Source organism: Anaerolineae bacterium (genome assembly GCA_013178165.1).
Taxonomy (GTDB): Bacteria; Chloroflexota; Anaerolineae; order Aggregatilineales; family Ch27; genus Ch27.
In genome coordinates this window covers 305,986-320,023 of record JABLXG010000004.1, presented here as the reverse complement: position 1 = coordinate 320,023, position 14,038 = coordinate 305,986, and the positions used below count along the sequence as shown (strand labels likewise).

12 protein-coding genes and 1 tRNA gene are annotated in these 14,038 nt (G+C 63.8%); 8 read left to right on the top strand and 5 right to left on the bottom strand.

Features of this window, described 5'->3' with window-relative positions:
• Positions 1-135 precede the first annotated feature (135 nt).
• The gene (locus HPY64_04455; protein NPV66379.1) at positions 136-1,308 is read right to left on the bottom strand and encodes a hypothetical protein; all 1,173 of its coding nucleotides are present in this window, start codon (positions 1,306-1,308) and stop codon (positions 136-138) included.
• A 445-nt stretch (positions 1,309-1,753) separates the two neighbouring features.
• On the opposite strand from HPY64_04455, the gene HPY64_04450 reads away from it, so the two are divergent.
• From HPY64_04450 to HPY64_04440, 3 genes are read left to right on the top strand one after another with little or no spacing between them, the layout of a single operon-like run.
• Positions 1,754-2,641 carry a PhzF family phenazine biosynthesis protein gene (locus tag HPY64_04450; GenBank protein NPV66378.1) on the top strand — a complete coding sequence of 296 codons (888 nt, stop codon included), beginning with the start codon at positions 1,754-1,756 and terminating at the stop codon, positions 2,639-2,641.
• Between the two features lie 39 nt (positions 2,642-2,680).
• Positions 2,681-3,916 carry an MFS transporter gene (locus HPY64_04445; GenBank protein NPV66377.1) on the top strand — a complete coding sequence of 412 codons (1,236 nt, stop codon included), beginning with the start codon at positions 2,681-2,683 and terminating at the stop codon, positions 3,914-3,916.
• A 48-nt stretch (positions 3,917-3,964) separates the two neighbouring features.
• A complete protein-coding gene (locus tag HPY64_04440; GenBank protein NPV66376.1) occupies positions 3,965-4,534 on the top strand; it encodes a 3'-5' exonuclease in 570 nt (189 codons plus the stop codon).
• Positions 4,535-4,739: 205 nt separating this feature from the next.
• On the opposite strand, the gene hutH is transcribed toward HPY64_04440, so the two are convergent.
• On the bottom strand, positions 4,740-6,299 hold the full coding sequence (hutH, locus tag HPY64_04435; protein ID NPV66375.1) for a histidine ammonia-lyase: 1,560 nt from the start codon (positions 6,297-6,299) through the stop codon (positions 4,740-4,742).
• Positions 6,300-6,506: 207 nt separating this feature from the next.
• Between hutH and HPY64_04430 the strand changes: the two genes are divergently transcribed.
• Positions 6,507-7,976 (top strand): hypothetical protein, encoded by a 1,470-nt coding sequence (locus tag HPY64_04430; protein ID NPV66374.1) that lies wholly within the window; start codon positions 6,507-6,509, stop codon positions 7,974-7,976.
• A 43-nt stretch (positions 7,977-8,019) separates the two neighbouring features.
• On the opposite strand, the gene HPY64_04425 is transcribed toward HPY64_04430, so the two are convergent.
• Complete coding sequence (locus HPY64_04425) at positions 8,020-9,318, bottom strand: ATP-binding protein (GenBank protein ID NPV66373.1); 1,299 nt, start codon at positions 9,316-9,318, stop codon at positions 8,020-8,022.
• A gap of 160 nt (positions 9,319-9,478) precedes the next feature.
• On the opposite strand from HPY64_04425, the gene HPY64_04420 reads away from it, so the two are divergent.
• Entirely contained in the window at positions 9,479-10,153 is a 675-nt protein-coding gene (locus HPY64_04420; protein NPV66372.1) for a class F sortase, read from the top strand.
• 51 nt (positions 10,154-10,204) lie between these two features.
• Here the strand turns inward: HPY64_04420 and HPY64_04415 are convergent, their stop codons facing one another.
• Complete coding sequence (locus tag HPY64_04415; GenBank protein NPV66371.1) at positions 10,205-10,663, bottom strand: hypothetical protein; 459 nt, start codon at positions 10,661-10,663, stop codon at positions 10,205-10,207.
• Positions 10,664-10,725: 62 nt separating this feature from the next.
• Positions 10,726-10,797, bottom strand: a tRNA-Lys gene (locus HPY64_04410).
• Between the two features lie 218 nt (positions 10,798-11,015).
• Between HPY64_04410 and HPY64_04405 the strand changes: the two genes are divergently transcribed.
• From HPY64_04405 to HPY64_04395, 3 genes are all read left to right on the top strand, one after another.
• Positions 11,016-12,590: an aldehyde dehydrogenase family protein gene (locus tag HPY64_04405; GenBank protein ID NPV66370.1), complete on the top strand. Its 1,575-nt coding sequence runs from the start codon at positions 11,016-11,018 to the stop codon at positions 12,588-12,590.
• A gap of 185 nt (positions 12,591-12,775) precedes the next feature.
• Positions 12,776-13,693: a CoA transferase subunit A gene (locus HPY64_04400; GenBank protein NPV66369.1), complete on the top strand. Its 918-nt coding sequence runs from the start codon at positions 12,776-12,778 to the stop codon at positions 13,691-13,693.
• 19 nt (positions 13,694-13,712) lie between these two features.
• The gene (locus HPY64_04395; protein ID NPV66368.1) at positions 13,713-14,033 is read left to right on the top strand and encodes a hypothetical protein; all 321 of its coding nucleotides are present in this window, start codon (positions 13,713-13,715) and stop codon (positions 14,031-14,033) included.
• The last annotated feature ends 5 nt before the right edge of the window (positions 14,034-14,038 follow it).

Sequence of the window (14,038 nt, the reverse complement as noted above, 5' to 3'; positions counted from 1 at the left end):
AGCGGCCTTGTGCAGGTCATACGCCTCAGCGCAGCTATCTCAACACCAGCTCGTCGAGCGTTCCCTCAGATACATGCAGCGCCGCCCTACGCCGTCGCATTGGGCAATCCGGCGCGGCATCAGGGCGGCAGCGTGTTACGTCCGCGATGTATTGAGCCAGGTCCGCCGCAACAGCGACTCGTAATTGCGACCGGGGATGATATAGCCGAGCGGCGTGGGCTGATGCACCCCGGTCAGCGACGGCAACGAGCCGGGGCGGTTATGCCAGGTTTCATGAGCCAGAACCGCGTATCCCAGTCCGAACTTGCTGTCTGAATCCAGGCCCAGGTCTTCGTGGGTCAGCAGCGGCAGGTTGCCCAGGGCTTCCCGCAACGGGCGCATCAGCAGCGGGTAGCGCCGCCCCTTGCTGCCAACAATGACCTCATCCGGCGGCGCCGGGGAAAAGCTCCGCAGGGCGCTCACAATAGCATTAACCGTAAACGCCACGAACGTCTCCAGGATGCTGGGGGGGGTCAACCCGGCGGCGCGCGCCTCTTCCCACAGTCGTTGCGCCGCCGACTCAGCGAACGCATACTCGCTGAGCGTCTTGGGGGGGCGGCGTCTGAGATACGGATCCGCCAGCAGATGAGCCAGAAAAGCTTGATTGACACCGCCGTCGCTACGGTCTTCCTCCGCCATCTGGCTCAGGTGAGCTTCCGCAACGTCAACCAGGGCCGTACCCGGCCCGACTTCAAAGGCGAGCGGCTGGTCAGTAGACGACCGCGGCGGGATCAACACCATGCTGGCAATACGATCCAGGTAGAGAACGGCCCGGTAAGCGGTAGGATGGCGCAGCAGCAACCAGTCCACGTACCCAATCAGCGGCGCGCCCTGCCCGCCAGCCGCCATATCGCGCTGGCGGAAACCGCCGATCGTCGTGATCCCCGTCCACTCCGCCACGATGGACGCCTGGCCAAGTTGCAGCGAGGTCATCACCCGCCCGTCATCGCCGACCTCATGACGGATGTTGTGCCCCTTAACGCCAATCAGATCGACCTGCTCCGGGTAATACCCGGCGGCGGCAATGCCTTCCAGCACGGCAGCGGCAAAGGTCTCTCCGATGGCCACGTCCAGCAGACACAGGTCGGCAATGTCAATGCCTTCGGGCTGGCGAGCGGCAATCACCAGCTTGCTCAGTTCCTGCGGCCAGGGAATGGATAACGCGGAAAGCACCTCGGCGCGCAGATCAGGTGGCGCGCCATTGATCTCGCAGACGGCGACATCGATCCCGGCGATCGATGCATCGGACATCACTCCTACCACGATCATAGCGTCTCATCTCCCCCGTCGGCCCCTTGTCGGGGAACCCATCCGGCCATGCCCGACCCGCGCCGATCATCCAGCGCACTGCCGCCAGCGATCAGGCTGGATGCCCCACCAAGCAAAAGCACTCTTGCCAGCAAACAGGGTATTCTTCCGCAAAAACAGCGATGAGCGCAGGAGCGACTGTCCTGTCAAAAGGTATTATTGTGTACTGGCCCGCAGCTAGACCGCCACCGAATCGGCTGCTTTGCCTCCTGTGGCATGCCCGCAGATGTAAGAAAAGCAGGCTCAGCGCCAGAATGTACAACCTGACCGCATTATACAGCAAATCCGTCAAGAAGACGCAGCCGCCACCTGCTGTTTGCCACCGCCAATCACTCGTGCTTTCGGCCATCCTCTGGTAATGTCAGTGGGCGCGATCAGCGGAGTGACTTACGAGGGAGTGATCCCTATGCCTACCTATCCCTTCTGGCAGGTTGATGCCTTTACGCGGCAGCCGCTCGGCGGCAACGCCGCCGCCATCGTCTTTGACGCCGATGACCTGACCGAAGCGCAGATGCAGGCCATCGCCATCGAGATGAACCTCTCCGAAACTGCATTTGTCATGCGCTCATCGGTTGCTGACTTCCGCGTCCGCTACTTCACCACCTTCGGGGAAATCCCGCTGGCCGGGCATCCGACCATCGCCACCTTCCACGCCCTGGCGGAAGCCGGGCGCATCCGGGGTGAAGGGCGTGTCCGGGCCACCCAGGAACTGGGGATCGGCGTCCTGCCGGTGGAGATCGACCTGTGGGATGGTCGCCCACAGCGGGTGATCATGTCGCAGAAGCCGCCTGTCTTCCTGCGCACCTATGCCCCGGAACCCTGGACAGCCGCCCTGGGCATCACACCGGATGATCTGCTGCCCGGCTACCCGATTCAGACAGTCTCCACAGGTACGCCGCAGATCATGATCCCGGTGCGCTCGCTGGATGTACTGCGGCGCGTGGAAGCCAGCACCAGCGCGCTCAAGGCCCTGCGGACGGAAGGCGACTGGTTCAGCGTGCATATCTTTACGCTGGAAGCTCTGGATCCGGCCCACGCCGCTCATGCCCGGCACTTCGCCCCCGGCGATAATGTCTTCGAGGACCCGGTGACCGGCTCGGCTACCGGCAACATGGCGGCCTACCTGTTCCGCTACGGCCTGATCGACCGGCGCATTTTCACCGTCGAGCAGGGCCACCTGATGAACCGCCCTGGCCTGGTGGATGTTGAGCTGGAAGGCGCCCCGGAGGCCATCACCGCTGTGCGTATCGCTGGCTCCGCCGTGACAGTCATCCGGGGGGAACTGTACCTGTAGCGCCCTGCCGCGCCAGATCAGCAAGGTGAACCGAACACTGTGACCATCCTGCCCCGCCGCCTCTTTGCTCAGCGTTACCCTCGCCAGATGTGGGTGCTCTTCTGGGGGACGCTGATCAGCATCACCGGCCAGAGCCTGGTCTGGCCATTCCTGACGATTCACATCCGCCAGCAGCTCGGTGTCCCGCTAACGCAGATCACGCTGCTATTTACGCTGCAATCGCTGGGCACGATGGCGGCCACCGCCGCGCTCGGCCCGGCGGTAGATCGCTTTGGCCGCAAGTGGGTGATGGTGATCGGCCCGCTGATCAGCGCCGGGGCGCAGATCATGATGGCAGGCGCTGATACCTATGCGGCCTGGGCGGTGTTGCTGGTGCTGTACGCCTCAGCAGGCGTCGGTTTTTCGCTGGGCAGCCAGGCGATGATCGCCGACATGATCCCGCCCGAACAGCGCACAGAAGCCTACGCGCTGATGCGCATGGCGTCCAACAGCGGGATCGCTGTCGGCCCGGCCATCGGCGGATTCATCATCACCCTGTCATATGCCATCTCCTTCCTGACAGCGGCGACGATCCAGATCGGCCTGGGCCTGACTGCCCTGTTCCTGCTGCGGGAGACGCTTACCGACGAGATTCGCCAGCGGCAGGACTCGGCCCGGGGAGCCAGCCGGGGTTACGGGCCGCTCTTCCGGGATAGTGCCTTCATGTCCTTCTGGGGGGTCTACCTGCTACTGGAGATGGCCGCCTCACTGGTCTTCACCCTGCTTTCGGTCTACGTCAAGGAGCAGTACCGTATCCCGGAGAATCAGTTCGGCTTCATCATCGGCACCAATGCTGTAATGGTCGTCCTGTTCCAGTACGCGGTGACCCGGATCACGCGCCGCTACCGTCCGTTGAGTGTGATGGCCGTCAGCGCCCTGTTCTATGCCGGAGGGCTGGCGATCTTTGCCACGGGTCAGGTCTTTCTGGCCTTCTGGGTGGGCATCGTGATCATGACCATCGGGGAACTGATCATCGCCCCGACCGCTACCACACTGGTTGCGGCGCTGGCCCCGGCGGATATGCGCGGGCGATACATGGGCGTATACGGCCTGTCCTACCGCATTGGTGGCGGGATCGGCCCGGTTATCGGCGGCTGGCTGGGGGATCGCTTCCTGCCTGCTGCCATCTGGTACTTCGGCACGGCAGCCTCGCTGCTGGCGGCGGGTGGCTTCGCCTGGCTGAGCCGGGGCCGTACGATCCGCAAGACCGGGGAAGAGACCGCCCGCGCTGCGTGAGTTACGCTAGGCGACAGGCGCAAAGTGGTTGAGAAAGGGGAAATACCGATGAACACCCCGCAGGAAGTCGCAGCCCGCGCCGCCGAACTATTGCAGGCGGGTTGCGTGCTGATAGACCTGGAAACAACCGGCATGGCCGATGATCCCGGCGTGCAGGTCATTGAGGTGGCTATCATTGACGCGGCGGGCACGGTCCTACTCAACACGCTGGTCAGACCACAAGGGCGCATCCCGCCCGATGCATCCCGTATCAACCGTATCTACGACGCCGACGTGGCTGACAAACCGCCTTTCCCGGCGGTCTACCCGCAGATCGTCAATTTGCTCAATGGCCGGGTGGTCATTGCCTACAATCACGAATTCGAGCAGGGCGTGCTACGCCATGTGTGCCGCCGCCACATGCTGCCGGAGCCGAAGCCCGCCGAGTGGTGGTGCGCTATGCGCGCCTACACCACCTTCATCGGAGCGCTGCGTTACACCCGCCTGGGCGATGCCTGCCGCCGCGAAGGAATCCCAGTCGAGAATGTCCACCGCGCCCTCGGTGATGTCCTGCTCACGCTGGCGCTGGTCAGGAAGATGGCCGCTGCTGCCGCCCCGACCCAGCCGCGTTTGTTCTGAGTGACGCCCTACTCCGGCTTGCCCGCGATGCTGCGGAGAAAACGGCCAGGGCGTGCAGGCATCCATCCGCCGGTCCTGACCAAGCCAGGTCTGACCTGCCCGGTAGCCTTGCCTACTATGGCGAGGCCGCTATATAGCAATATACTGTTGCACGCTCCTCACCTGACCTCCCGGCTTCCCGGTTTCCTGGCCTCCTGGTCTCCATTCACGTCTGTGGGCGGTCTACCACCGCTCGCACCGCCTCCACTAGTGTGCCATCGGCCACCATGCGCCGCACTGCCTCAATATCCGGCGCCAGTACATGATCGTGATCCCAGAAGCGCACGGCTCCCCGCACCAGATCATAGGCCGCCTGCGTGCCCCGCCCCAGCTTCGCCCCCTCCGGCAGTGTCCGCCGCCGGAAGTCGATCGCCTGCGCTGCACACAACAACTCGATAGCCACGACAGTCTCAGCATTGATCAGGATTTCATGGGCCTGGCGGGCAGCGGTCGCACCCATGCTGACGTGATCCTCCACGTCAGCCGAAGTCGAGGCGTTGTCCACCACCGCCGGATGGGCCAGCACCTTATTCTCCGCCACCAGCGCCGCCGAGGTGTACTGAGCGATCATCAGGCCGTTTTCCAGCCCACCGTGTTCGGTCAGGAACAGCGGCAACGCGCCGTCATGCTTGGAGGGATCGACCAGCCGGGCCTGCCGCCGCTCGCTGATGCTGGCCAGGTCGGTCAGGGCCATACCCAGATAGTCCATCGCCATCGCCACCGGCGCGCCGTGGAAATTACCGCCGCTGATCACCTCCGCCCGGCCATCTTCCCCAACAAACACCAGCGGATTATCGTTGGCGGAGTTCAATTCGATGTTCAGTACCCAGCTGGCGTAAGCCACGGCATCGCGCACAGCGCCATGTACCTGCGGCATGCAGCGCAACGAATAGGCGTCCTGAATGTCAGTCGGGTCGTGCGGGCGCAGGAAGGTGCTACCGGCGATGATCTCACGCAGGTGGGCCGCTGCGTCGATGGCGCGGGGATGCGGGCGGACCATCATCAGCCGCGCGTCAAAGGCTGCCGGCGTGCCGCGCATCGCCTCCAGCGACATCGCCCCGGCTACATCCGCCAGGCACACCAGCCGCTCGGCGCGGTAGGTGGTCAGCGCCCCCAGAGCGGTCATGAAGGCCGTGCCATTGAGCAGGGCCAGCCCTTCTTTGGCCTGCAGCGTCACCGGGGTGATGCCCGCCCGCCGCAGCGCCTCCCCGCCGGGCAGCCGCTCGCCCTGGTACACGGCCTCGCCTTCGCCGATCAGGACAAGCGCCAGGTGGGCCAGCGGAGCCAAGTCGCCGGATGCGCCCAGCGATCCCTGCTGCGGCACGACCGGGTAGACGCCCCTGCGCAGCATGTCCAGCAACGTGTCGATGATCACGGGGCGCACGCCGGAAAAGCCTTTGGCCAGGGTATTGGCGCGGACAACCAGCATCGCCCGTACCGTCGCCTCGTCGGCCAGCGGGCCGACGCCCGCCGCGTGGCTGCGAAGCAGGTTTACCTGGAGCGCTGCCGTCTGTTCCGGGCGGATCAGCTTTTTCTTAAACGCACCAAAGCCTGTCGTGATGCCGTAGGCGATCTCGCCCGCCGCCACCAGCCGCTGCACAGCCTCATGGCAGGCCTGGACGCGCGCTCTTGCCGGCGGGCTGAGGACGGCGTCAGCCCCCTCCATCGCTACCGCCCACACGTCCTCGATTTTCAGGCTCTCACCGTCAAGTACAAGCGTCTGCATGGCTCCCCCTGCGCGTGATTTTTCCACCCGGACGACCGACCTGCAACCGATCATCACACATCTGGCTTGCAGAGGCAAAAACGTCCCATCTCGCCCTGCCGTGTCCGTCCTGAAACCGGGCCGACAGGCGTTTGACATCCGCCTGACACACCCCGCGCCATGCTACAATGGCAGTATCATCCGACTGATCGCAAAAGGGGTTGTCTGATGAACTGCCCCCGCTGTCATGCCGCTGATCTGGCCTTTGACTGGAGCATTGGGACGATGCGCTGCCCGGCCTGTGGCTTTCGCCCTGACGCAGCGCACGGCGCGGAACGCCCTGCCAACGCGCCCCCCCGACCTCCGGTCGCCTTCCCGCCGCCCCCCGGCCTCGATCTGGACGATCTGCCCGCCACCCTGGACGACTTCACCCGTGTACGCCTGCGCGGGCGGCTGCAGGACGTGATGTGGGCGCTGGCGAGGGGCAATCAGGACGAAGTCCGCCGCAAGCTGGAAGCCGTCCTGGAGATCAGCGACGAGCACGCCGACACCTGGCTACATCTGGCCGCGCTGGCTGCTGATGCGGACGAACAGCGCCGCTGCCTGGAACATGTGATCGCCCTCAAGCCCGGCCATCCGCTGGCTATGCGCTTGCTGGCTGAACTGGATGGCGCGCTGCAACCGGAGAAACCGTCGCGCCCTGCCGCCAATCTGGCTCCCGGCCAGGTCCCGACCGAGCGCCTGGTCTGCCCGCAGTGTGGCGGGCAATTGACCTACAACGAGGCTGAGCGTCTGGTCTACTGCCGCTTCTGTGGTTACCAGATCGTGGACGCCGACGCGCTGGACCGCACCGACCGCCATGAAACCGTTCTGGAAGGCAACCTCCGGCGCAAGACTGCGGCCCACGAGTGGCATATTGGCCCGCGCTGGCTGCGTTGCCAGTCGTGCGGGGCGATCACTACCCTGGCCCCCACCACCCTGACCACCACCTGCCGGTTCTGTCAGTCGCAACATCTGGTGCAGGAGAGTGTCAGCCACACCTTTGAACAGCCTGATGTGATCGTGCCGTTCACGCTCAGCCAGGCGGAGGCGCAACAGGCGGTCGAGGAATTCCTGCGTAGCGGGTTGCGGCGGATCACTCGCCTCTTCGCCGATGACATAGCCCGTATTGACCTGCAGGGGAGCTACCTGCCCTTCTGGGTCTTCGATGCGGACATGATCGTCAACTGGTCATGGACACGGGCGGCGGCGAGCGGCCAACACCCCGTGCTACTCAGCGATGTGCTGCATCCTGCCGTGCCAAACCCATCCCCTGCCCTGCTGAGGCAGTTGGAGCCGTACGATCTCCGGCGCGGCGTAGACTATGATCCACGCCTGCTAGCCGCCTTCCCGGCCCAGATTTACGCGACCGACATGACTCAGGCCTCGCTGGATGTCCGCCCGCGCCTGACGCGGGAAGCCCTGCATCGTGCCGGGGTGAGTCTGCGCCTGCACCGTCCGCGCAACACCGGCTATAACAACGATCCCGGCTCGCTGCAAATTAGCGCTTATACCCAGTTCATGACCTACCGCCTGGCGCTGCTGCCGGTATGGGTAGGGCAACTGATCGAGATTGACGGCGACACCCGGCTGGTGCTGGTCAACGGGCAAACAGGTCATGTGGCGCTGGACAAGCTACGCAGGGCGCCCAGGCCATGAGCCGGATGAGAGATGCAGGGCGATGCACAGCAGCCCTCTGCCGCTACATGGCGCTGGCTTCCTTGACAAAGTAGCTCTCGCACGCGTCATCGATCAATTCCGGCGTCATATGGCGTGGCTGACCCTCATACTCGCACATCGCCGCCACAATGCTCAGGATATCCCGTGGATGAACGGCCTGCAGCTTGCGTTGCGGTTCGCGGTACCAGCGTTGCAGCAGATGAACAAATGAATCGCGATCAAAGGGCAGGTTCAACTGCTCACAGACACGGGTAAAGATCTGGTAGAACATCCGCTCATCGGGCCGGGTCACGGCCACCTTGACCTGGATACGGCGCAGGAAAGCATCGTCAACCAGGTCCTGGGGATCGAGGTTAGTGCTAAACACCAGGAACTGACGGAAGGGTACCTGCATGGTCTGGCCGGTGCGCAGGCGCAGGTAGTCCACCCGCGATTCCAGCGGCACAATCCAGCGGTTAAGTAGCGCCGCCGGGCTGATCCGCTGCCGCCCGAAGTCGTCGATCAGGAACATACCGCCGTTGGCCTTCATCTGTAGTGGCGCTTCGTAGAATTTGGCCACCTCATCGTAGCGCAACTCCAGCGCGTCCAGCGTCAGTTCACCGCCCACCGTCACCGCCGGGCGATAGAACAGCCCCCAGCGCCGGTCAACGTTCAGCAGTGCGGCCCGCTCCGGCGGCAAAGAGGCTGAGCGGTGGATCAGCGGATCGAAGATGGTGATGATCTGCCCGGCGACGGTGACAGCATAAGGCAGCCAGATCGGGCTTTCGCCGCTGAGCAGGCGGGCGATAGAGGCGGCAATGGTCGACTTACCGTTGCCAGGCGGGCCATAGAGAAACAGCGAATGCCCGGCATTGATCGCCGGCCCGATCCGGCGGTGGAAGTTATCGGGCAGCACCAGATCGCTCAGGGCCTGCCTGACCGTCTCCGGTCGGACGACCTCCGCCTGTTCCGTCTGCATCAGAATGGCCTGGCTGTAGCGCTCCAAGGAGAGGGGGGCCGGGCCGACATAAGCGCTGCGCTCAAACGCCTCACGGGCGCGGGCGCGTCCTTCTTCGGTCAGGGAATAGACGTAGCTCATGCGGCCAACTACCCCCGCCGAGGCGACCTCCACCATATGCTCGTACTGCATCTGTTGGAGCAGCGAATCAAGCACGTGGCCATGCACACGGATGACTTCGGTCGCCCGGCTCAGGCTGACCTGCCCTTCGTTATACAGCAGCCGCAGCAGGAGATCATTGACAATGATAACCGGGATGTCCAGCTCTTCCACCGTCTCAGCAGCGGCGATCACATCGGTCAGGGTGAGATCTTTCAGGGCCACGGCTCAAACTCCCCGCTACACTTCGGTTGAGGGTTCAGCTGTACAGCGTTGCCCATCAGTATAGTGACAGGCGGGGATTCCGACCAGCCAGCTGTTGTGTTTCGGCCTGCCCGAACTACAATCACCATTACGTGCTGCGAGCAGGCTCAGGAAACCAGCCATGTACTCTCCCTACCAGCGGCGAAGACTCCGCCGCATCCTCTGGTGGCAACTCGCCCTGATGGCCCTGATCGTTGTGCTGATCGTGATCGGCTGGGAGCACCTTGGCACGCCGCTGCTCAGCCCGCGCCCGGCCTCAACACCTACCCTGCCGCCAGAACTAGCCCCTGGCCTCACCCCAACCATGCCGGAACGGCTGACTCGCGCCGATGTCCTGCCCACGCCAACCATCGATCCGGTGGCCATACCGCGAGCAATCACTTTCCCCGGCGCGCTGGTTACCTCCCGCATCATCAACGCTGCCCGCACCGCCCAGAGCTGGGAGACGCGCTATCTGGGCGACTCGGTCGGCCATCTGCAGGGCACCAGCTGGATCGGCGAGCCAGGTGGCAACATCGTCCTGGCCGGGCATGTGACCAACGAGCGCGGCGAGCCGGGACCCTTCGCCTACCTGTTTGAGGCGCAGATCGGCGATGAGGTGATCCTGCTCGATGGCGAGCGGGAATATCCCTACCGCGTCACTGCCATCGTGCGGGTGCCGCCCGACGCCATCGAATACGTAGCCCAGGATGGTATCCCGCGCCTGACGCTGATCACCTGTGATGACTGGGACCTGGCACGGCAGGAATACGACACGCGCCTGGTGGTCGTCGCCGAGCCGGTTGGCGGGCCATAGACGGCGCTGCCGGGGCGTCACGGTCTTCCCACGGAACCATGTTCGCCATACCTACCGCCGGACCTGGCGTTCACTGGTGTTGCTGAGTGTCTGGCAGATCGAGCGCGCCCAGCGTTCAACCCGGTCACAATAGTTGTCAGCATCGCCGGGAGATACATCGACGATGGTCACCGGCCAGTGTACCGCGTGCTCCAAAGTTGCAGCAGTGCCAGCGATCTTCCAGGTGCGCCGGCCTGAATCCAGACGCTGGCGGTTGCGGCGGCGCGCGTTGGCCGGGCTATCGCCGCGCTCCACAAAGGCGACGAGCAACGTCTTTGCTTCCGCCAATCCCTGCGCAGAGTACGCGCTCGGATGCTGGATGCCATAACACAGCACAGTCAGATGGTGCACTGCCCCGGCTCCAGCCGGGTCTTCGAACTCCCGCGCCAGCATCCGCTCAAAGTGCTCCCAACAGGTGATACCATCCTGCCAGCGCGCCCCGCATTCCGGGCAGGTTGCTGCTTCGCTCATCGCCGCCCCCGGGTCTCCGCCGCTACCGAATAAAAAACCAGCCGGTTGGCTGGTCATGGTGATGAGCGCGGAGGGATTCGAACCCCCAACCAAAGGCTTAAAAGGCCCCTGCTCTGCCGTTGAGCTACGCGCCCACATGTCCTCACTATAGCACAAAGCTGTGCGCCGGTACAGGGTTTTTCTGCGGTGCGATTCCGCCGACTTTGATTGCATTACGCTTGTGTATGTTGCATAATCGGGCATGGTCAGAACCATGATCCTGTTCACCGGGCGGGCGGATGACGCGGCGCGTAGCGCCTCTCCGCCGGCCATATGGCTTGAGTCCCGTCCGTCTACCAAGGAGAAGAGATTTATGGCCAGGCAGAAGATCACCTACACGACCCTTTCCGCCGACAACGAGGAGTTGCACATCGAGTTCGAAAAAGCTGTCGAGCGCCTGAGCGCCGAGTTCGGCAGGATACATCCGCAGTTCATCGGGGCTGAACGGCGGACAGGCCGTCCTACCTTCGAATCGCGCAGCCCGATCGACACCGATATTGTCGTCGGCCACTTCCAGCGCGGCACCCGCGAAGATGCCCAGGACGCCATCGCTGCCGCCCGCGCTGCCTACCCCGCCTGGAGCGCCACGCCCTGGGAAGAACGCTGCGCCATCCTGGAACGGATCGCCGAACTGATCAGCGCCCGCGTCTACGATCTAGCGGCGGTGATGGTCATGGAGATGGGCAAGAGCCGCATCGAGGCCCTGGGCGAGGTCGAAGAGTCGGCTGACCTGATCCGTTGGAATGTCAAACAGATGCGGGAAAACAACGGCTACGTCAAGCCGCTTGGCTCCTACGACCCCAAGAAGGATGTCAACTTCAGCGTACTGCGCCCGTATGGCGTCTGGGCCGTGATCTCACCCTTCAACTTCCCGATGGCCCTGGCGGTCAATCCGGCGGCGGCGGCCCTGTTGATGGGCAACACGGTTGTGTGGAAGTACTCGTCCGATACCCCGCTGGTCGGCGTCAAAGTCACCGAGTTGTTCCTGGAAGGCGGCCTGCCAAAGGGCGCCCTCAACTATGTAACTGGCGGCGGTGGCTCCGTTGGGGCGGAGTTGATCGATAACCCCGGCGTTGACGGCATCACCTTCACCGGCAGCTACGATGTCGGCTATAACATGGTCTACAAGAAGTTCGCCAAGACCTACCCCAAGCCGGTCATCGTGGAGATGGGCGGCAAGAACCCGGCCATCGTCACCGCCTCGGCGGATCTGGACATAGCAGCCATGGGCGTCGTCCGCGCCGCCTTTGGCCTGGACGGGCAGAAGTGCTCGGCCTGCTCGCGGGTGTATGTTCAGGAAGAAGTCAAGGATGCTTTCATCGCCAGGCTACTGGAAACCACGCAGCGGGTAGTCGTCGTCGGCGACCCGCGCGACCGCCGCACCTTCATGGGGCCGGTCGTCAACAGCAACGCCTACGAAGACTACAAGCGCTATGTTGCCAAGGCCCGCGCTGACGGCCAGATTCTCTACGGTGGCAATGTCCTGACCGACGGCCCCTTCGCCAAAGGCTACTATGTGGAACCGACCATCTTCACCGGCGTGCCGGAAGATCACGAACTGGTCAAGCATGAGATGTTCCTGCCAATCCTGTACGTTGGCACCTTCAAGACCCTGGAGGAAGCCCTGCGCAAGGCCAACGATACCGAATACGGCCTGACCGCCGGTTTCTTCAGCAAGGACGAAGCCGAGATCCAGTACTTCTTTGACCACATCGAGGCCGGTGTCGTGTACGTTAACCGCGCCGCCGGGGCGACCACCGGCGCCTGGCCGGGCATTCAGGCCTTCGGCGGCTGGAAAGCCAGCGGCTCCACAGGCAAGGCTATCGGCTCCTACTACACCGTCCCCCAGTATGGTCGGGAGCAGAGCCGCACACGCATCATCGGCTAAGGCGGCAGTTCTGGCGGCGGGCCGGGACACCCCGGCCTGCTGCTCTTCCCCGCGCTGGTCCGCCGGATGCGTGGCCAAAGCCCTTCCGGATGGGCGATTTTTGTGTTAAAGCAATAAGATGTACACTGCATGGGGCATTGCCGGCCTGGTGGCTGCCATCCAGAGCCGGCACGCAAGGAACCGCCATGAACAAGATCATCAGCATGAAGGAAGCCATTCAGGAATTTGTCCATGATGGCGCAACGCTGGCTATCGAGGGCTTCACCGGGCTGATCTGTTTCGCCGCCGCCCACGAGATCATCCGCCAGGGCCGCCGCGATCTGACCCTCTGCCGTATGACGCCCGATCTGATCTACGACCAGATGGTCGCCGCGGGTACTGCCCGCAAGCTGATCTTCAGCTACCTGGGCAACCCTGGCGTTGGCTCCCTGTACGCCATCCGCCGCGCCGTGGAACAGGGCATCCCCGCCCCGCTGGAGATCGAGGAATACACCCATTTCGGCATGATCGGGCGCTATATTGCCGGGGCAGCACGGCTGCCGTTCTTCCCGCTGCGCAGCAATAGCGGCAGCGACCTGCCCGCCCACAACCCGGCCATCAGGACCGTGCAGAGTCCCTACGCCGATGGCGAGGTGATCTCCGTTGTGCCGCCACTCAACCCGGATGTCGCCATCCTTCACGCGCCGCGTTGCGACGCCAGCGGCAACACCCAGGTCTGGGGTCTGGTGGGGATGCAAAAAGAGGTCGCCTTCGCCGCCGAAAAGGTGATCGTTGTGGTGGAAGAGGTCGTAGATGAGCGCATCATTCGCTCCGACCCCAACCGCACGCTGATTCCCGGCCTGATCGTCGATGCGATTGTCGTCGAGCCGTACGGCGCTCACCCCTCCTACGTGCAGGGTTACTACGACCGCGACAACGCTTTCTACCTGGAATGGGGCGAGCTTTCCAAAGACATTGAGGCAACCAACCGCTGGCTGGAGGAATGGGTCTACGGCGTGCCGGATCGGGCTGCCTACCTGAAGAAGCTGGGCGAAGAAACGCTGGCCAGACTGCGCCCTGGCCAGGCGCCCAGTGAGCCGGTCAACTACGGCGTGTATGCCTGACCGAAAGGAGCCAGGGGGCATGACCACCGACCGTTACCCGATCACCTGGCAGAACCGCCTGGTGGGTTATGTGCAAAACCCAACCCGCTGGCCGGTCGTCTGGCGTGGGCGCTGGCTCCCGGCGGAAACAGACGCCACCGCCGAGTTTCTGGCGGCGCTGGCCAACGGACGCTACCTGTGGGTGAGCGTACCCGATGAGCAGGGGCGTGAACTGTTCGCCACGATCGAGCAGCCGCCCCGTACGGAGATCGAGTTACGCTTCAGTGTGGATGAGCAGGAGACGCTAAAGTTCCCCCCGGAGGATACCGAAGACCTGAATTCCCGCCTGCGCGGGGAGTAACCCCG

Excerpts from the sequence above, each read along its gene's own strand:
- HPY64_04455 (NPV66379.1), bottom strand. The coding sequence starts at position 1,308 with ATGATCGTGGTAGGAGTGATGTCCGATGCATCGATCGCCGGGATCGAT.
- HPY64_04450 (NPV66378.1), top strand. The coding sequence starts at position 1,754 with ATGCCTACCTATCCCTTCTGGCAGGTTGATGCCTTTACGCGGCAGCCG.
- HPY64_04440 (NPV66376.1), top strand. The coding sequence starts at position 3,965 with ATGAACACCCCGCAGGAAGTCGCAGCCCGCGCCGCCGAACTATTGCAG.
- hutH (NPV66375.1), bottom strand. The coding sequence starts at position 6,299 with ATGCAGACGCTTGTACTTGACGGTGAGAGCCTGAAAATCGAGGACGTG.
- HPY64_04430 (NPV66374.1), top strand. The coding sequence starts at position 6,507 with ATGAACTGCCCCCGCTGTCATGCCGCTGATCTGGCCTTTGACTGGAGC.
- HPY64_04420 (NPV66372.1), top strand. The coding sequence starts at position 9,479 with ATGTACTCTCCCTACCAGCGGCGAAGACTCCGCCGCATCCTCTGGTGG.
- HPY64_04415 (NPV66371.1), bottom strand. The coding sequence starts at position 10,663 with ATGAGCGAAGCAGCAACCTGCCCGGAATGCGGGGCGCGCTGGCAGGAT.
- HPY64_04405 (NPV66370.1), top strand. The coding sequence starts at position 11,016 with ATGGCCAGGCAGAAGATCACCTACACGACCCTTTCCGCCGACAACGAG.
- HPY64_04400 (NPV66369.1), top strand. The coding sequence starts at position 12,776 with ATGAACAAGATCATCAGCATGAAGGAAGCCATTCAGGAATTTGTCCAT.
- HPY64_04395 (NPV66368.1), top strand. The coding sequence starts at position 13,713 with ATGACCACCGACCGTTACCCGATCACCTGGCAGAACCGCCTGGTGGGT.